The sequence below is a fragment of the Enterobacter sp. DC1 genome (assembly GCF_000568075.1).
In the GTDB taxonomy this organism is placed as follows: domain Bacteria; phylum Pseudomonadota; class Gammaproteobacteria; order Enterobacterales; family Enterobacteriaceae; genus Enterobacter; species Enterobacter asburiae.
Genome location: NZ_AZUA01000004.1, coordinates 106,931 through 125,142, shown reverse-complemented (window position 1 = coordinate 125,142; position 18,212 = coordinate 106,931). Strand labels below are relative to the sequence as shown.

16 protein-coding genes are annotated in these 18,212 nt (G+C 56.3%); all 16 read left to right on the top strand.

The features are described from left to right. Position 1: 1 nt before the first annotated feature. The 16 genes from rsmH (at position 2) to secM (ending at position 18,175) form a co-directional block, all read left to right on the top strand. Positions 2-943, top strand: a complete 942-nt coding sequence (gene rsmH, locus P346_RS08075; protein WP_021240527.1) for a 16S rRNA (cytosine(1402)-N(4))-methyltransferase RsmH — start codon at positions 2-4, stop codon at positions 941-943. Continuing rightward, entirely contained in the window at positions 940-1,305 is a 366-nt protein-coding gene (gene ftsL, locus P346_RS08080) for a cell division protein FtsL (protein ID WP_008501989.1), read from the top strand. Before rsmH ends, ftsL begins: the two co-directional genes overlap by 4 nt. A 15-nt stretch (positions 1,306-1,320) precedes the next feature. Then, positions 1,321-3,087: a peptidoglycan glycosyltransferase FtsI gene (locus tag P346_RS08085; protein WP_032660695.1), complete on the top strand. Its 1,767-nt coding sequence runs from the start codon at positions 1,321-1,323 to the stop codon at positions 3,085-3,087. Beyond that, positions 3,074-4,561, top strand: coding sequence for a UDP-N-acetylmuramoyl-L-alanyl-D-glutamate--2,6-diaminopimelate ligase (murE, locus tag P346_RS08090; RefSeq protein WP_032660693.1), 1,488 nt, complete (start codon positions 3,074-3,076; stop codon positions 4,559-4,561). The genes P346_RS08085 and murE overlap by 14 nt, the downstream gene beginning before the upstream one ends. Next, positions 4,558-5,916: a UDP-N-acetylmuramoyl-tripeptide--D-alanyl-D-alanine ligase gene (gene murF / locus P346_RS08095; RefSeq protein ID WP_032660690.1), complete on the top strand. Its 1,359-nt coding sequence runs from the start codon at positions 4,558-4,560 to the stop codon at positions 5,914-5,916. Before murE ends, murF begins: the two co-directional genes overlap by 4 nt. Beyond that, positions 5,910-6,992: a phospho-N-acetylmuramoyl-pentapeptide-transferase gene (gene mraY, locus P346_RS08100; protein ID WP_008501985.1), complete on the top strand. Its 1,083-nt coding sequence runs from the start codon at positions 5,910-5,912 to the stop codon at positions 6,990-6,992. Before murF ends, mraY begins: the two co-directional genes overlap by 7 nt. A gap of 2 nt (positions 6,993-6,994) precedes the next feature. After that, positions 6,995-8,311: a UDP-N-acetylmuramoyl-L-alanine--D-glutamate ligase gene (gene murD / locus P346_RS08105; protein ID WP_032660687.1), complete on the top strand. Its 1,317-nt coding sequence runs from the start codon at positions 6,995-6,997 to the stop codon at positions 8,309-8,311. Next, a complete protein-coding gene (ftsW, locus tag P346_RS08110) occupies positions 8,311-9,555 on the top strand; it encodes a cell division protein FtsW (RefSeq protein ID WP_023310395.1) in 1,245 nt (414 codons plus the stop codon). The genes murD and ftsW overlap by 1 nt, the downstream gene beginning before the upstream one ends. After that, a complete protein-coding gene (gene murG, locus P346_RS08115) occupies positions 9,552-10,616 on the top strand; it encodes an undecaprenyldiphospho-muramoylpentapeptide beta-N-acetylglucosaminyltransferase (RefSeq protein WP_032660685.1) in 1,065 nt (354 codons plus the stop codon). Before ftsW ends, murG begins: the two co-directional genes overlap by 4 nt. Positions 10,617-10,672: 56 nt before the next feature. Then, the gene (gene murC / locus P346_RS08120; protein WP_032660681.1) at positions 10,673-12,148 is read left to right on the top strand and encodes a UDP-N-acetylmuramate--L-alanine ligase; all 1,476 of its coding nucleotides are present in this window, start codon (positions 10,673-10,675) and stop codon (positions 12,146-12,148) included. Continuing rightward, a complete protein-coding gene (locus tag P346_RS08125; protein WP_032660679.1) occupies positions 12,141-13,061 on the top strand; it encodes a D-alanine--D-alanine ligase in 921 nt (306 codons plus the stop codon). The genes murC and P346_RS08125 overlap by 8 nt, the downstream gene beginning before the upstream one ends. Before the next feature lies 1 nt (position 13,062). After that, positions 13,063-13,905, top strand: a complete 843-nt coding sequence (ftsQ, locus tag P346_RS08130; RefSeq protein WP_023310399.1) for a cell division protein FtsQ — start codon at positions 13,063-13,065, stop codon at positions 13,903-13,905. Further along, the gene (gene ftsA, locus P346_RS08135; RefSeq protein ID WP_023334508.1) at positions 13,902-15,158 is read left to right on the top strand and encodes a cell division protein FtsA; all 1,257 of its coding nucleotides are present in this window, start codon (positions 13,902-13,904) and stop codon (positions 15,156-15,158) included. Before ftsQ ends, ftsA begins: the two co-directional genes overlap by 4 nt. A gap of 63 nt (positions 15,159-15,221) precedes the next feature. Next, a complete protein-coding gene (gene ftsZ, locus P346_RS08140; protein WP_008501978.1) occupies positions 15,222-16,373 on the top strand; it encodes a cell division protein FtsZ in 1,152 nt (383 codons plus the stop codon). Positions 16,374-16,474: 101 nt separating this feature from the next. Then, positions 16,475-17,392 carry a UDP-3-O-acyl-N-acetylglucosamine deacetylase gene (gene lpxC, locus P346_RS08145; protein WP_008501977.1) on the top strand — a complete coding sequence of 306 codons (918 nt, stop codon included), beginning with the start codon at positions 16,475-16,477 and terminating at the stop codon, positions 17,390-17,392. Positions 17,393-17,671: 279 nt separating this feature from the next. After that, on the top strand, positions 17,672-18,175 hold the full coding sequence (gene secM / locus P346_RS08150; protein WP_166770549.1) for a secA translation cis-regulator SecM: 504 nt from the start codon (positions 17,672-17,674) through the stop codon (positions 18,173-18,175). The last annotated feature ends 37 nt before the right edge of the window (positions 18,176-18,212 follow it).

Below are 18,212 nucleotides of genomic sequence, written 5' to 3'. Positions count from 1 at the left end.
TATGATGGAAAATTATAAACATAAAACGGTGTTACTGGACGAGGCCGTTAACGGCCTGAATATTCGTCCGGATGGCATCTACATTGATGGCACGTTTGGTCGCGGTGGTCACTCGCGTTTGATTCTCTCCCAGCTTGGAGAGGAAGGACGCCTGCTGGCAATCGATCGCGATCCGCAGGCTATTGCCGTTGCACAGACCATCAATGACCCACGCTTTTCCATCGTGCATGGACCTTTCTCTGCGCTCGCGGATTATGTCGCTGAGCGCGGCCTGACGGGCAAGATCGACGGGATTCTTCTCGATCTTGGCGTCTCTTCACCTCAACTTGATGATGCTGAACGTGGTTTCTCCTTTATGCGAGATGGTCCGCTGGACATGCGGATGGACCCGACGCGCGGTCAGTCTGCCGCTGAGTGGTTACAGACCGCTGACGAAGCCGATATTGCATGGGTCATCAAAACGTTCGGCGAAGAGCGCTTTGGCAAACGTATTGCGCGCGCCATCGTTGAGCGCAATCGCATTGAGCCAATGACCCGCACCAAAGAGTTGGCTGAAGTGATCGCGGCGGCGACGCCGGTGAAGGATAAGCACAAACATCCCGCGACCCGTACCTTCCAGGCGGTTCGCATCTGGGTAAACAGTGAACTGGAGGAAATAGAGCTGGCGCTAAAAAGCTCGCTCGACGTGCTGGCCCCGGGTGGGCGGTTATCCATCATCAGCTTCCATTCGCTGGAAGACCGTATTGTGAAACGCTTTATGCGTGAACAAAGCCGCGGTCCACAGGTCCCAGCGGGGCTGCCGATGACGGAAGAACAACTCAGGAAGCTGGGGGGCCGTCAGTTGCGAGCATTAGGCAAGTTGATGCCGGGCGAAGAAGAAGTGGCAGAGAATCCACGCGCCCGTAGTTCAGTGCTGCGTGTTGCAGAGAGGACGAACGCATGATCGGCAGAGTGACAGAGACCCTAAGCAAAGTTAAGGATTCGTTAGGAAGCAACGAGCGCCATGCCTTGCCTGGCGTGATCGGCGACGATCTTTTGCGGTTTGGGAAACTGCCACTCTGTCTGTTCATTTGCATCATTGTTACGGCAGTTACGGTGGTGACCACCGCCCACCATACACGTTTATTGACTGCGCAACGCGAGCAGATGGTACTGGAACGCGATGCGCTGGATATTGAATGGCGAAATCTGATCCTTGAAGAAAACGCGCTCGGCGATCACAGCCGGGTTGAACGGATCGCAACGGAAAAGCTGCAGCTGCAGCATGTTGATCCTTCGCAGGAAAATATCGTAGTACAAAAATAAGGGAAAACGCGACGCATGAAAGCAGCGGCAAAAACGCTAAAACCAAAACGTCAGGAAGAACAGGCCAACTTTGTCAGTTGGCGTTTTGCGTTGCTTTGCGGCTGCATTTTACTGGCGCTGGGTTTCCTGCTGGGACGCGTGGCCTGGCTGCAAATCATCGCCCCTGACATGCTGGTACGCCAGGGCGATATGCGCTCTCTGCGCGTCCAGGAAGTGTCGACATCTCGCGGGATGATCACCGACCGCTCGGGTCGTCCGCTGGCGGTGAGCGTGCCGGTGAAGGCAATCTGGGCCGATCCGAAAGAGCTGCACGACGCTGGCGGTATCACGCTTGATAACCGCTGGAAGGCCCTTGCGGACGCGCTGAAGATGCCGCTGGACCAGTTAGCTTCACGCGTGAATAGCAACCCGAGAGGGCGTTTTATCTATCTGGCGCGTCAGGTGAACCCTGACATGGCGGACTACATCAAAAAATTGAAGCTGCCGGGGATCCACCTGCGTGAAGAATCCCGTCGTTACTATCCATCCGGCGAAGTAACCGCTCACCTCATTGGCTTTACTAACGTTGATAGCCAGGGGATTGAAGGCGTTGAAAAAAGCTTCGATAAATGGCTGACCGGCCAGCCCGGCGAGCGCATTGTGCGTAAAGACCGCTATGGTCGCGTCATTGAGGATATTTCCTCAACGGACAGCCAGGCCGCACACAACCTTGCGCTGAGTATCGATGAGCGCTTACAGGCGCTGGTTTACCGCGAGTTGAACAACGCCGTGGCCTTTAACAAAGCGGAATCGGGCAGCGCCGTGTTAGTTGATGTCAACACGGGTGAAGTGCTGGCGATGGCCAATAGCCCGTCCTACAACCCTAACAATCTTACCGGTACGCAGAAGGATATTATGCGTAACCGTACCATCACCGACGTGTTCGAACCGGGTTCGACCGTTAAGCCGATGGTGGTCATGACTGCACTTCAGCGCGGTATCGTCAATGAAAACACCGTACTGAATACCATTCCATACCGAATTAACGGCCACGAAATCAAAGACGTGGCGCGCTACAGCGAATTGACCCTGACCGGGGTGTTACAGAAGTCGAGTAATGTCGGTGTTTCAAAGCTGGCGTTAGCGATGCCGTCCTCAGCGTTAGTAGAGACTTACTCACGTTTTGGGCTTGGAAAGGCGACCAATTTGGGGTTGGTCGGAGAACGCAGTGGCTTATATCCTCAAAAACAACGGTGGTCTGACATAGAGAGGGCCACCTTCTCTTTCGGCTACGGGCTAATGGTGACACCGTTACAGTTAGCGCGAGTCTACGCAACGATCGGCAGCTATGGCGTTTATCGTCCGCTGTCGATTACCAAAGTTGATCCACCGGTTCCCGGCGAGCGTATCTTCCCGGAATCAACCGTCCGTACGGTTGTTCATATGATGGAAAGCGTGGCGCTACCCGGCGGCGGCGGCGTGAAGGCGGCAATCAAAGGTTATCGCATCGCCATCAAGACCGGTACGGCGAAAAAAGTAGGGCCGGACGGCCGCTATATCAACAAATACATTGCCTATACCGCAGGCGTCGCGCCTGCAAGCAATCCGCGTTTTGCGCTGGTGGTCGTGATAAACGATCCACAGGCGGGTAAATACTACGGCGGCGCCGTCTCCGCGCCTGTGTTCGGGGCTATCATGGGCGGCGTGTTACGCACCATGAACATTGAACCGGATGCGCTGGCGACGGGCGAAAAAAGTGAATTTGTAATTAATCAAGGCGAGGGTACAGGTGGCAGATCGTAATTTGCGCGACCTTCTCGCTCCGTGGGTGCCAAATGCACCGGAGCGAGCACTGCGAGAGATGGTACTGGACAGCCGCGTGGCTGCTTCTGGCGATCTTTTTGTGGCGGTGGTCGGTCATCAGGCGGACGGGCGTCGTTATATCCCGCAGGCGATTGCGCAAGGTGTGGCTGCCATTATTGCTGAGGCCAAAGATGAGGCAACCGACGGTGAGATCCGTGAAATGCACGGGGTGCCGGTCATCTATCTCAGTCAGTTAAACGAGCGTCTTTCCGCGCTGGCGGGACGTTTTTATCACGAACCTTCCGACCAGCTGCGCCTGGTAGGCGTCACGGGTACGAACGGTAAAACCACTACCACGCAGCTGATGGCGCAGTGGGCCCAGCTGCTGGGTGAAACCGGTGCGGTGATGGGTACCGTGGGTAACGGCCTGCTGGGCAAAGTGAGCCCGACGGAAAACACTACCGGCTCGGCGGTAGACGTACAGCATGTGCTTGCCGGTCTGGCAGGGCAGGGGGCAACCTTTGCTGCGATGGAAGTCTCTTCGCACGGTCTGGTTCAGCACCGCGTCGCGGCGCTGAAATTTGCTGCTTCCGTGTTTACCAACCTGAGCCGCGATCATCTTGATTATCATGGTGATATGGATCATTACGAAGCCGCGAAATGGCTGCAGTTCTCTACTCACCATTACGGACAAGCCATCATCAACGCCGACGACGAAGTGGGCCGCCGCTGGCTGGCGAAGCTGCCGGATGCGGTTGCGGTGTCGATGGAAGACCATATCAATCCGAACTGCCACGGCCGCTGGCTGAAGGCGGTTGAGGTGAATTACCACGACAGCGGGGCGACAATCCGCTTTGCCTCTTCCTGGGGTGAAGGTGAAATTGAAAGCCGCCTGATGGGCGCGTTTAACGTCAGCAACCTGCTGCTGGCGCTGGCAACGCTGCTGGCGCTGGGTTATCCGATGGCTGAACTGCTGAAAACCTCAGCGCGTCTGCAGCCGGTTTGCGGCCGTATGGAAGTGTTCAGCGCGCCGGGCAAACCGACCGTTGTGGTTGATTATGCCCACACGCCGGATGCGCTGGAAAAAGCGCTGGAAGCGGCGCGCCTGCACTGCGCCGGTAAGCTCTGGTGCGTGTTTGGCTGCGGCGGCGATCGCGATAAAGGCAAACGCCCGCTCATGGGGGCTATTGCCGAGCAGTTCGCAGATATTCCGGTTGTGACCGATGACAACCCGCGTACCGAAGAGCCGCGCGCCATCATCAATGACATTCTGGCGGGCATGCTGGACGCGGGCCGCGCTCGCGTGGTGGAAGGGCGTGCGGAAGCCGTGACCAACACCATCATGCAGGCGCGGGAGAATGATGTTGTCCTGCTGGCGGGTAAAGGCCATGAAGATTATCAGATCGTTGGCAATCGCCGTCTGGACTACTCGGACCGCGTAACGGCAGCACGCCTGCTGGGAGTCGTGGCATGATTAGCATCACGTTAAGCCAGGCCGCTGCTATTCTGCAGGGCGACCTGCACGGGCAAGACCTGACGATTGATGCCGTAACGACGGACACCCGCAAAATCACCGCAGGCTGTCTGTTTGTGGCGCTGAAAGGCGAGCGTTTTGACGCGCATGATTTCGCAGAACAGGCCAAAGAGAACGGTGCCGGTGCGCTGCTGGTCAGCCGCAGGCTCGATATCGATCTGCCACAAATTGTGGTGAAAGATACGCGTCTCGCGTTCGGTGAGCTGGCCGCCTGGGTTCGTCAGCAGGTCCCTACGCGCGTTGTCGCCTTGACAGGATCATCAGGCAAGACGTCGGTGAAAGAGATGACGGCGGCGATCCTCAGCCAGTGCGGCAATACGCTTTATACCGCGGGCAACCTCAATAATGACATCGGCGTGCCGATGACATTACTCCGCCTGACCAAAGAACATGAATTTGCGGTGATCGAGTTAGGGGCAAACCACCAGGGCGAAATCGCCTGGACCGTGAGCCTGACTCGCCCGGAAGCCGCGCTGGTAAATAACCTCGCGGCGGCGCATCTGGAGGGCTTTGGCTCGCTGGAAGGCGTGGCGAAAGCCAAAGGTGAGATTTACACCGGTCTGCCGGATGACGGTATCGCTATCCTGAACGCCGACAACAACGACTGGCTGAACTGGCAAAGCATCATCGGTTCGCGTAAAACCTGGCGCTTCTCGCCGAATGCGGCCAACAGTGATTTTACCGCGACCAATATCCACGTGACGTCGCACGGCACGGAGTTCACCCTCACCACCCCAACGGGTGGCGTAGATGTGCTGCTGCCGCTGCCGGGTCGCCATAACATCGCCAATGCGCTTGCGGCGGCGGCGCTGTCGACGGCGGTGGGCGCGTCGCATGAAGCGATTAAAACCGGGCTGGCGAACCTGAAAGCCGTGCCGGGGCGTCTGTTCCCGATTCAGCTTTCGGAAAACAAGCTGCTGCTGGATGACTCCTACAACGCGAACGTTGGCTCAATGACGGCGGCGGTGCAGGTGTTATCTGAAATGCCGGGCTACCGCATCATGGTGGTGGGTGATATGGCAGAGCTGGGCGACGAAAGCGAAGCCTGCCATACCCAGGTCGGTGAAGCGGCGAAAGCGGCGGGGCTGGACTGCGTGCTGAGCGCAGGAAAACTGAGCCAGGCGATTAGCCATGCCAGCGGCGTTGGCGAGCATTTTGCTGATAAAACCGCGTTGATAGTGCGCCTTAAGGCGTTGATTACAGAAAAACAAATTGTGACTGTGTTAGTGAAAGGTTCACGTAGTGCCGCCATGGAAGAGGTTGTGCACGCATTACAGGAGAACGGGACATGTTAGTTTGGCTGGCCGAACATTTGGTCAAATATTATTCAGGCTTTAACGTCTTTTCGTATCTGACTTTTCGCGCCATCGTCAGCCTGCTGACTGCGCTGTTCATCTCGTTGTGGATGGGCCCGCGCATGATTGCCCGTCTGCAAAAACTCTCTTTCGGCCAGGTTGTACGTAACGACGGTCCGGAATCGCACTTCAGCAAGCGCGGCACGCCGACCATGGGCGGGATCATGATCCTGACCGCCATCGTCGTTTCCGTGCTGCTGTGGGCCTATCCTTCCAACCCGTACGTCTGGTGCGTTCTGACGGTACTGGTGGGTTACGGGATCATCGGTTTTGTTGATGATTACCGCAAAGTCGTCCGCAAAGATACTAAGGGCCTGATCGCGCGCTGGAAATATTTCTGGATGTCGGTGATCGCGCTGGGCGTGGCCTTCGCGCTGTATCTGGCCGGGAAAGACACGCCAGCCACCGAGCTGGTCGTGCCGTTCTTTAAGGACGTAATGCCGCAGCTGGGGCTGTTCTACATCCTGCTGGCCTACTTTGTGATTGTCGGTACCGGCAACGCCGTTAACCTGACCGACGGTCTGGATGGCCTGGCCATTATGCCAACCGTCTTTGTGGCCGCCGGTTTTGCGCTGGTGGCGTGGGCGACCGGTAATATGAACTTTGCGAACTACCTGCACATCCCTTATCTGCGCCACGCGGGTGAGCTGGTGATCGTCTGTACGGCGATTGTCGGCGCGGGGCTGGGCTTCCTGTGGTTCAACACCTATCCGGCGCAGGTCTTTATGGGTGACGTCGGTTCTCTGGCTTTGGGCGGTGCGCTCGGCATTATCGCCGTACTGCTGCGTCAGGAGTTCCTACTGGTGATCATGGGCGGCGTGTTTGTGGTTGAAACCCTGTCGGTGATTTTGCAGGTCGGTTCCTTCAAGCTGCGCGGTCAGCGCATCTTCCGTATGGCGCCGATTCACCACCACTATGAACTGAAAGGCTGGCCGGAGCCGCGCGTGATTGTGCGCTTCTGGATTATTTCGCTGATGCTGGTGCTGATTGGCCTGGCAACGCTGAAGGTACGTTAATCATGGCAGATTACCAGGGCAAAAAAGTCGTTATCATCGGGTTGGGCCTCACGGGGCTCTCCTGCGTGGACTTTTTCCTCGCACGCGGCGTCACGCCACGCGTGATGGATACGCGTGTCTCTCCGCCGGGTCTGGACAAACTGCCGGAACAGGTTGAACGCCACCTTGGTGGTCTGAATGATGACTGGCTGCTGGCAGCCGATCTGATTGTCGCAAGCCCGGGTATGGCACTGGCGCACCCTTCGCTGAGCGCTGCCGCGGATGCGGGCGTTGAGATTGTCGGTGATATCGAGCTGTTCTGCCGCGAAGCGCAGGCACCCGTTATCGCCATTACCGGTTCTAACGGTAAAAGCACCGTCACCACCCTGGTGGGTGAAATGGCGAAAGCGGCGGGCATGAACGTCGGCGTTGGCGGTAATATTGGTTTACCTGCTCTGATGCTGCTGGACAAAGGCTGTGAGCTGTATGTTCTCGAGCTTTCCAGCTTCCAGCTGGAAACGACCTCCAGCCTGCACGCTGCGGCTGCGACGATCCTCAACGTGACTGAAGATCATATGGACAGGTATCCATTTGGCCTGCAGCAGTATCGTGCCGCCAAGCTCCGCGTTTATGAAAATGCCAAAGTCTGCGTTGTAAACGCCGATGACGCGCTGACCATGCCGGTGCGCGGTGCAGACGATCGCTGTATTAGCTTCGGTATCACGATGGGGGATTACCACCTGAACCGCCAATTGGGCGAAACCTGGCTGCGCGTGAAGGGTGAGAAAGTGCTGAACGTGAAAGAGATGAAGCTCACTGGTCAGCACAACTATACCAATGCTCTGGCGGCGCTGGCGCTGGCGGATGCAGTAGGGCTGCCGCGCTCCTCCAGCCTGAAAGCGTTAACCACGTTTTCTGGTCTCGCGCACCGTTTCCAGCTGGCGCTGGAGCACAACGGCGTGCGCTGGATCAACGACTCCAAAGCCACCAACGTGGGCAGCACCGAGGCCGCGCTGAACGGCCTTCACGTTGACGGCACCCTGCATTTACTGCTGGGCGGCGACGGTAAATCAGCTGATTTCTCCTCACTGAAGCCGTATCTCTCCGGTGATAACGTCCGTCTGTACTGCTTTGGCCGTGACGGCAGCGAGCTGGCTGAACTGCGCCCTGAGGTTGCAGAGCAAACCGAAACCATGGAACAGGCGATGCGGCTGATTGCTCCTCGCGTGAAGCCAGGCGATATGGTGCTGCTCTCTCCTGCCTGTGCCAGTCTCGATCAATTCAAGAATTTCGAACAGCGTGGTGATGTCTTTACCCGCCTGGCGAAGGAGTTAGGCTAATGCGTTTATCTCTCCCTCGCCTGAAAATGCCGCGCCTGCCAGGATTTGGGATTCTGGCATGGGTGTTTGCGGCGCTCAAAGGCTGGGTGATGGGCTCTCGTCAAAAAGATAACGACAGCCTGGTCATGTACGATCGCACGCTGTTCTGGCTCACGATGGGGCTGGCGGCGGTCGGCTTCATTATGGTGACGTCAGCCTCAATGCCTGTCGGGCAGCGTCTGGCGAACGATCCTTTCCTGTTTGCCAAGCGTGATGGTCTTTACATCATCCTGGCGTTCTGCCTGGCGCTGGTGACCCTGCGTCTGCCGATGGAGTTCTGGCAGCGGCACAGTACGGCGATGCTGATCGCCTCGATTATTATGTTGCTGATCGTACTGGTGGTGGGGAGCTCTGTTAACGGGGCATCGCGCTGGATCGCCTTTGGCCCGCTGCGTATTCAGCCTGCGGAATTTACCAAGCTCTCCCTGTTCTGCTACCTGGCTAACTACCTGGTGCGTAAGGTAGACGAAGTGCGTAACAACCTGCGCGGCTTCTTAAAACCGATGGGCGTGATTCTGGTGCTGGCGGTATTACTGCTGGCGCAGCCTGACCTCGGTACCGTTGTCGTGCTGTTCGTTACCACTCTGGCCATGCTGTTCCTCGCGGGCGCGAAGCTGTGGCAGTTCATCGCTATCATCGGGATGGGGATTTCGGCGGTTGTGCTGCTGATCCTCGCCGAGCCTTACCGTATTCGCCGTGTGACCTCGTTCTGGAACCCGTGGGAAGATCCGTTCGGCAGCGGTTATCAGCTGACGCAGTCGCTGATGGCCTTTGGTCGCGGTGAAGTCTGGGGACAGGGTCTGGGTAACTCGGTACAGAAACTGGAGTATTTACCGGAAGCGCACACTGACTTCATCTTCTCCATTATTGCGGAAGAACTGGGTTATATCGGTGTGGTATTAGCGCTATTAATGGTATTCTTCGTCGCTTTCCGCGCCATGTCCATCGGCCGGAAAGCGCTGGAGATCGATCACCGCTTCTCAGGATTCTTAGCCTGCTCAATTGGTATCTGGTTTAGCTTCCAGGCATTGGTTAACGTCGGGGCCGCAGCGGGTATGCTGCCGACCAAAGGTCTGACGTTGCCGTTGATCAGTTATGGTGGTTCCAGTCTGTTGATTATGTCGACGGCCATCATGTTTTTGTTGCGCATAGATTATGAAACGCGTCTGGAAAAAGCCCAGGCGTTTACACGAGGTTCACGATGAATCAACCGAAGCGGTTAATGGTGATGGCAGGCGGTACCGGCGGACACGTGTTCCCGGGACTGGCGGTTGCGCACCATTTAATGGATCAGGGCTGGCAGGTACGCTGGCTGGGAACCGCAGACCGCATGGAAGCCGATCTGGTACCGAAGCACGGTATCGAGATCGACTTTATTCGTATTTCCGGCCTTCGGGGCAAAGGCCTCAAGGCAATGCTGCTGGCACCGGTGCGTATTTTTAACGCCTGGCGTCAGGCTCGCACCATCATGAAGCGCTTTAAGCCCGATGTGGTGCTGGGCATGGGCGGCTATGTCTCGGGTCCTGGCGGGCTGGCGGCGTGGTCGTTAGGTATTCCCGTCGTGCTGCATGAACAGAACGGTATTGCCGGTCTGACCAACAAATGGCTGGCGAAAATCGCCACCAAAGTTATGCAGGCGTTTCCCGGCGCGTTCCCGAAAGCGGACGTGGTGGGCAACCCGGTGCGTGTGGACGTGCTGGCTCTGCCGCTGCCGGACGCTCGCCTGACGGGCCGTGAAGGGCCGGTTCGTGTACTGGTCGTCGGCGGCTCTCAGGGCGCACGCATTTTAAACCAGACGATGCCGCAGGTTGCCGCAAAGCTGGGGGATACCGTGACGATCTGGCACCAGAGCGGAAAAGGCGCTCAGCAGACCGTTGAGCAGGCTTACGCAGACGAAGGGCAGCCGCAGCATAAAGTCACAGAGTTTATCGACGACATGGCGGCAGCGTATGCCTGGGCCGATGTCGTGGTCTGTCGCTCAGGCGCGCTGACGGTGAGCGAGATCGCCGCCGCCGGTCTGCCAGCCCTGTTTGTGCCGTTCCAGCACAAAGACAGACAGCAGTACTGGAATGCGCTGCCGCTTGAGAAAGCCGGTGCCGCGAAGATATTTGAGCAGCCACAATTTACCGCCGACGCGGTCGCCACCACCCTGGCGGGCTGGAACAGAGACGCACTGCTGGATATGGCGCAACGCGCGCGCGCGGCCGCTATCCCTGATGCGACGGAACGGGTGGCAAAAGAAGTGAGCCTGGCAGCCCAGGCTTAACCCTCGCAGCGCGTGTTGCGCTGCACGAATTTTAAGTAGTCGATGGCGTTTAGAGAATGAATACACAACAACTGGCAAAACTGCGTTCAATCGTGCCCGAGATGCGTCGCGTCCGGCACATTCACTTTGTTGGCATCGGTGGTGCTGGCATGGGCGGTATTGCCGAAGTGTTAGCTAACGAAGGCTATCAGATCAGCGGGTCTGACCTGGCGCCAAACCCTGTTACGCAGCAGCTGGCGTCGCTTGGGGCGACTATCTATTTCAACCATCGCCCGGAAAACGTGCGCGATGCGAGCGTGGTGGTGGTCTCAAGCGCCATCTCCTCTGACAACCCGGAAATCGTTGCCGCGCACGAAGCGCGCATTCCGGTGATCCGCCGTGCAGAAATGCTGGCGGAACTGATGCGTTTCCGTCACGGCATCGCCATTGCCGGGACCCACGGTAAAACCACGACCACGGCGATGGTCTCCAGTATTTATGCGGAAGCGGGTCTCGATCCGACGTTCGTCAACGGCGGTCTGGTCAAAGCAGCGGGCGTACATGCGCGTCTGGGCCACAGCCGTTATCTGATTGCCGAAGCGGATGAGAGCGACGCGTCGTTCCTGCACCTGCAGCCGATGGTGGCGATTGTCACCAATATCGAAGCTGACCATATGGATACCTACCAGGGCGACTTCGAGAATTTAAAGCAGACCTTCATCAACTTCCTGCACAACCTGCCGTTCTATGGACGCGCGGTGATGTGCGTAGACGATCCGGTGATCCGCGAACTGCTGCCGCGCGTGGGTCGTCAAATCACCACTTACGGCTTCAGCGAAGACGCTGACGTCCGCGTGGAAGAGTACAAACAGATTGGTGCGCAGGGGCATTTCACTCTGGCGCGTCAGGACAAAGAGCTGCTGCACGTCACGCTGAATGCGCCAGGGCGTCATAATGCCCTCAATGCCGCAGCGGCAGTGGCCGTCGCGACGGAAGAAGGCATTGATGATGATGCGATTCTGCGCGCGCTGGAAAGCTTCCAGGGTACTGGCCGTCGCTTCGACTTCCTCGGTGAATTCCCTCTGGACGCCGTGAACGGTAAAGCCGGCTCAGCGATGCTGGTAGACGACTACGGCCACCATCCGACCGAAGTGGACGCCACCATTAAAGCCGCGCGTGCAGGCTGGCCTGACAAGAATCTGGTAATGATCTTCCAGCCTCACCGCTTCACGCGTACGCGCGATCTGTACGACGATTTCGCCAGCGTCCTGTCACAGGTAGACACCCTGTTAATGCTGGACGTGTACGCCGCAGGCGAGACGCCGATTCCAGGGGCCGACAGCCGTTCTCTGTGCCGTACCATTCGTGGGCGCGGAAAAGTTGACCCTATTCTGGTTTCTGACCCTGCACAGGTGGCGGAAATTCTGGCTCCGGTCCTGACAGGTAACGATCTGATTCTGATTCAGGGCGCGGGAAATATCGGCAAAATCGCCCGTACCTTAGCTGAAATCAAACTGAAGCCGCAATCCCAGGAGGATGAGCATCATGGCTGATAAGATTGCTGTCCTGTCTGGCGGCACCTCCGCCGAGCGCGAGGTTTCCCTGAATTCCGGCGCGGCCGTGCTGGCGGGCCTGCGAGAAGGTGGCGTCAATGCGCATCTGGTTGACCCAAAAGAGGTCGACGTGACGCAATTAAAAGCCATGGGCTTCGATAAAGTCTTTATCGCTTTGCATGGTCGCGGCGGTGAAGACGGCACCCTGCAGGGGCTTCTGGATCTGATCGGCATGCCATACACCGGCAGCGGCGTGATGGCCTCCGCTATCTCTATGGATAAACTGCGCAGCAAGCTTCTGTGGCAGGGCGCGGGGTTACCCGTTGCGCCATGGGTTGCGCTGACGCGTCGCGAATTTGAAATGGGCCTGCCGGATAGCGTTAATACACGCATTGCTGAACTGGGCTTACCGGTTATTGTAAAGCCCAGCCGGGAAGGCTCCAGCGTGGGAATGTCCAAAGTCGACAAAGCTGAAGATCTTTTGTCCGCTTTAGCACTGGCATTTCAACATGATGAAGAAGTTCTGATTGAAAAATGGCTCAGCGGGCCTGAATTTACCGTCGCGATGCTTGGCGAAGAAATTTTACCGTCAATCCGTATCCAACCGGCCGGAACCTTCTATGATTATGAGGCGAAGTATCTCTCTGATGAGACGCAATATTTCTGCCCTTGTGGTCTTGAAGCTGAGCGTGAAGCAGAATTACAGTCCCTGGTGCTTAAAGCCTGGCATGTTCTCGGTTGTCAGGGTTGGGGACGCATCGACGTGATGCAGGACAGTGACGGACAATTTTATCTGCTGGAAGCGAATACCTCTCCGGGAATGACCAGCCACAGCCTTGTGCCGATGGCCGCGCGTCAGGCGGGGATGAGCTTCTCGCAGTTAGTCGTACGCATTCTGGACCAGGCGGGCTGATATGTCTCAGGCTGCATTGAACACGCGCAACCGCGATGACGAGGACGAATACGCCTCTTCACGCCGCAGTAATGGAACGCGTCTTGCAGGCATCATTTTCCTGCTGGGGGTGCTGTGCACCGTGTTTATCAGCGGCTGGATGGTCCTGGGCTGGATGGAAGATGCGCAGCGGTTGCCGCTTTCTAAGCTGGTGGTCACCGGTGAGCGTCACTACACGCGTAACGACGATATTCGCCAGTCAATACTGGCACTGGGCTCGCCTGGCACCTTTATGACGCAGGACGTCAATATTATCCAGAGCCAGATAGAACGTCTGCCATGGATAAAACAGGCGAGCGTAAGAAAGCAATGGCCTGATGAATTGAAGATTCATCTGGTTGAATATGTGCCCATTGCGCGTTGGAATGATCAGCACATGGTTGACGCAGACGGAAATTCCTTCAGCGTCCCGGCCGATCGTGTCAACAAGCAAAATTTACCGATGTTGTATGGCCCCGAAGGTAGCGAAAACGAAGTATTACAGGGTTTTCGCGAGATGGGTCAGGTGCTGGCGAAGGACAGGTTTACGTTAAAAGATGCAGCCATGACGGCACGCCGTTCCTGGCAACTGACGTTAACGAACGGCATTAAGCTCAACCTGGGACGCGGAGACACAATGAAGCGTCTGGCGCGTTTTGTCGAACTTTACCCGGTTTTACAGCAGCAGGCACAGACTGACGGCAAACGGATAAGCTACGTTGATTTGCGCTATGACTCAGGCGCAGCAGTCGGTTGGGTACCGGCTCCGGTCGAGGAACCTAATCAGCAACAGAATCAGGCACAGGTACAGGCAGAACAACAATGATCAAGGCGACGGACAGAAAACTGGTAGTTGGACTGGAGATTGGCACCGCGAAGGTTGCCGCTTTAGTAGGGGAAGTTCTGCCCGACGGTATGGTCAATATCATTGGCGTAGGCAGTTGCCCGTCCCGTGGTATGGATAAAGGTGGGGTAAACGATCTTGAATCGGTGGTGAAATGCGTTCAGCGCGCCATCGATCAGGCTGAACTGATGGCAGATTGCCAGATTTCTTCTGTCTATCTGGCCCTTTCTGGCAAGCACATTAGCTGCCAGAACGAAATCGGTATGGTGCCGATTTCCGAAGAAGAAGTGACGCAGGAAGACGTTGAAAACGTCGTGCACACGGCGAAATCCGTGCGTGTCCGCGACGAGCATCGCGTGCTGCATGTCATTCCACAGGAATATGCGATTGACTACCAGGAAGGGATCAAGAACCCGGTCGGTCTTTCTGGCGTACGTATGCAGGCAAAAGTGCACCTGATCACATGTCACAACGATATGGCGAAGAACATTGTAAAAGCCGTTGAACGTTGTGGCCTGAAAGTTGACCAACTTATTTTCGCGGGTCTGGCGGCAAGTTATTCCGTGCTGACCGAAGATGAACGTGAACTGGGTGTCTGTGTGGTCGATATTGGTGGTGGTACAATGGATATCGCCGTGTATACCGGCGGTGCGTTGCGTCACACGAAAGTGATCCCTTATGCCGGGAACGTTGTGACCAGCGATATTGCTTACGCTTTTGGTACGCCGCCGAGCGATGCAGAAGCGATTAAAGTGCGCCACGGCTGTGCGCTGGGGTCTATCGTTGGCAAAGATGAGAGCGTTGAAGTGCCGAGCGTCGGTGGTCGTCCACCGCGTAGCCTGCAGCGCCAGACGTTGGCAGAGGTGATTGAGCCGCGCTATACCGAGCTGCTCAACCTGGTCAACGAAGAGATTTTACAGCTACAGGAACAGCTTCGTCAGCAGGGCGTTAAACATCATCTTGCGGCGGGGATTGTATTAACCGGCGGCGCGGCGCAAATTGAAGGTCTTGCGGCCTGTGCTCAGCGGGTATTCCATACGCAGGTGCGTATTGGTGCGCCGCTGAATATCACCGGTTTAACGGATTATGCTCAGGAGCCGTATTATTCAACGGCTGTGGGCCTGCTCCACTACGGGAAGGAATCTCATCTCAGTGGTGAAGCGGAAGTGGAAAAACGCGTCTCAGTGGGGTCGTGGGTCAAACGACTGAACAACTGGTTGCGAAAAGAGTTTTAATTTTTTTAAGAGACCGGAGAGAATTAGCGGTCTCGGGCGACAGGCACAACGGAGAGAGAAATTATGTTTGAACCTATGGAACTGACCAACGACGCGGTGATTAAAGTCATCGGCGTCGGTGGCGGCGGCGGTAACGCCGTAGAGCATATGGTGCGTGAACGCATTGAAGGTGTTGAATTCTTCGCAGTTAACACCGATGCGCAGGCACTGCGTAAGACGGCTGTAGGCCAGACTATCCAGATCGGCGGTGGTATCACCAAAGGGCTGGGAGCAGGGGCTAACCCGGAAGTGGGTCGCAATGCGGCTGAAGAAGATCGTGAAGCCCTGCGCGCTGCGCTGGAAGGTGCGGACATGGTCTTCATCGCAGCAGGTATGGGTGGCGGTACTGGTACCGGCGCAGCACCTGTTGTGGCTGAAGTGGCAAAAGATTTAGGTATCCTGACCGTTGCTGTCGTGACCAAGCCTTTCAACTTTGAAGGCAAGAAGCGTATGGCGTTCGCGGAGCAGGGTATCACCGAACTGTCCAAGCATGTGGACTCGCTGATCACCATCCCGAACGACAAACTGTTGAAAGTTCTGGGTCGCGGTATCTCCTTGTTGGACGCATTCGGTGCAGCAAACGACGTGCTGAAAGGCGCGGTTCAGGGTATCGCTGAACTGATTACCCGTCCTGGCCTGATGAACGTTGACTTTGCAGACGTTCGCACCGTGATGTCCGAAATGGGCTACGCGATGATGGGCTCTGGCGTGGCGAGCGGTGAAGACCGTGCAGAAGAAGCGGCTGAAATGGCTATCTCTTCTCCACTGCTGGAAGATATCGATCTGTCTGGTGCGCGCGGCGTGCTGGTCAACATTACCGCTGGCTTTGACCTGCGTCTGGATGAGTTTGAAACCGTGGGTAACACTATCCGTGCGTTCGCCTCTGACAACGCTACCGTGGTAATCGGTACTTCCCTTGACCCTGAAATGAACGACGAGCTGCGTGTTACCGTTGTTGCGACCGGTATCGGTATGGACAAACGTCCTGAGATCACCTTAGTGACCAACAAGCAGACTCAGCAACCGGTAATGGATCGTTACCAGCAGCACGGTATGTCTCCTCTGACTCAGGAGCAGAAACCGGCCGCAAAAGTGGTGAACGACCCAACGCCGCAAACGGCGAAAGAGCCAGATTATCTGGATATCCCGGCGTTCCTGCGTAAGCAAGCTGACTAAGAATTGGCTGGAATTAGGGGATTTGCGCTCTTTGTGCTAAACTGGCCCACCGTTAGTGATATACACTCTCGGTTGGATAGTTAATTTGGCGAGATTATACGATGATCAAACAAAGGACACTTAAACGTATCGTTCAGGCGACTGGTGTCGGTTTGCATACCGGCAAGAAAGTCACGCTGACGTTACGCCCTGCGCCGGCCAATACCGGGGTCATCTATCGTCGCACCGACTTGAATCCACCGGTAGATTTTCCGGCCGATGCCAAATCTGTGCGTGATACTATGCTCTGTACTTGTCTGGTGAACGAGCATGACGTGCGGATTTCTACCGTAGAGCACCTGAACGCCGCCCTGGCGGGTCTGGGTATCGACAACATTATTGTTGAAGTCGATGCGCCAGAAATCCCGATTATGGATGGCAGTGCTGCACCGTTCGTCTATCTGTTGCTGGATGCCGGCATCGAAGAACTGAACTGCGCGAAGAAATTTGTACGCATCAAAGAGACCGTTCGCGTCGAAGATGGCGATAAGTGGGCTGAATTCAAACCGTACAATGGTTTCTCGTTGGACTTTACCATCGACTTTAACCATCCGGCGATTGACTCCAGCACCCAACGCTATGCGATGAACTTCTCTGCCGATGCGTTTATGCGCCAGATCAGCCGAGCCCGTACATTTGGCTTCATGCGTGATATCGAATATCTGCAGTCCCGCGGCCTGTGCCTGGGCGGCAGCTTCGATTGTGCCATCGTTGTTGACGATTATCGCGTACTGAACGAAGACGGCCTGCGTTTCGAAGATGAATTCGTTCGTCACAAAATGCTGGATGCTATCGGCGACCTGTTCATGTGTGGTCACAACATCATTGGTGCATTTACCGCGTTCAAATCCGGTCATGCGCTGAACAACAAACTGTTGCAGGCCGTCCTGGCAAAACAGGAAGCCTGGGAATATGTGACCTTCGAAGACGAAGCTGAACTGCCGCTGGCTTTCAAAGCACCAAGCATGGTTCTGGCGTAACGGTTCACGCCGTTTCGTAAAAAAATCGACTGGTTAACCTGGTACTCTCTCCGACCAGGAAGACCAGTCGTTTTTATTTTTACCCCTCTTCGTTTGCCCCAGCGTTACTTCTCGTTTGTCTTACGCAGAAAATGTGTGCGTTAGCTGCATTCTTGACCGTTTTTACCCGCGGCGGCACCTCATTCCTGCTGATGTATATTGGCTTTAGTGGTACTATCTGGGCGCTAAAAAGAATAACTGAACTCAGCCTCTGCAAGGCTGGCTTATTGGGTGGAGCAGGTGAGCGGAATACTGACGCGCTGGCGACAATTTGGCAGACGTTACTTCTGGCCGCATCTCTTATTAGGGATGGTCGCGGCGAGTTTCGGCTTGCCTGCGCTCAGCAACAGTGCCGAAGCGGCGACGCCTGCAAAAACCTCCACCACCAAACACGATCTCAACACGCGGGTTAACTTCACTAACCTCGCGTGGCTTGAAGCCAGTCGCCGTCCAAACTTCACCGTCGATTACTGGCACCAGCACGCTATCCGCACCGTTATCCGCCATCTGTCCTTTGCGATGGCACCGCAGGCCATGCCTGTTGCGGAAGAGGCGCTGCCGGTGCAGGCTCAGCATCTTGCCCTGCTGGACACGCTCAACGCGCTGCTCACGCAGGACAGCCAGCCGCCGGTTATGGTTCGTCAGACAACGCAGCGTGCGTTGGTTTCACCGGTTTCATTCTCTGTTTCAACCTGGATTAGCCAGGCTCACGGCATTCGCGCCGGGCCGCAACGCCTCAGCTAAATTAACTTTTTCAATACCTTAATTTATCTGCCCACAC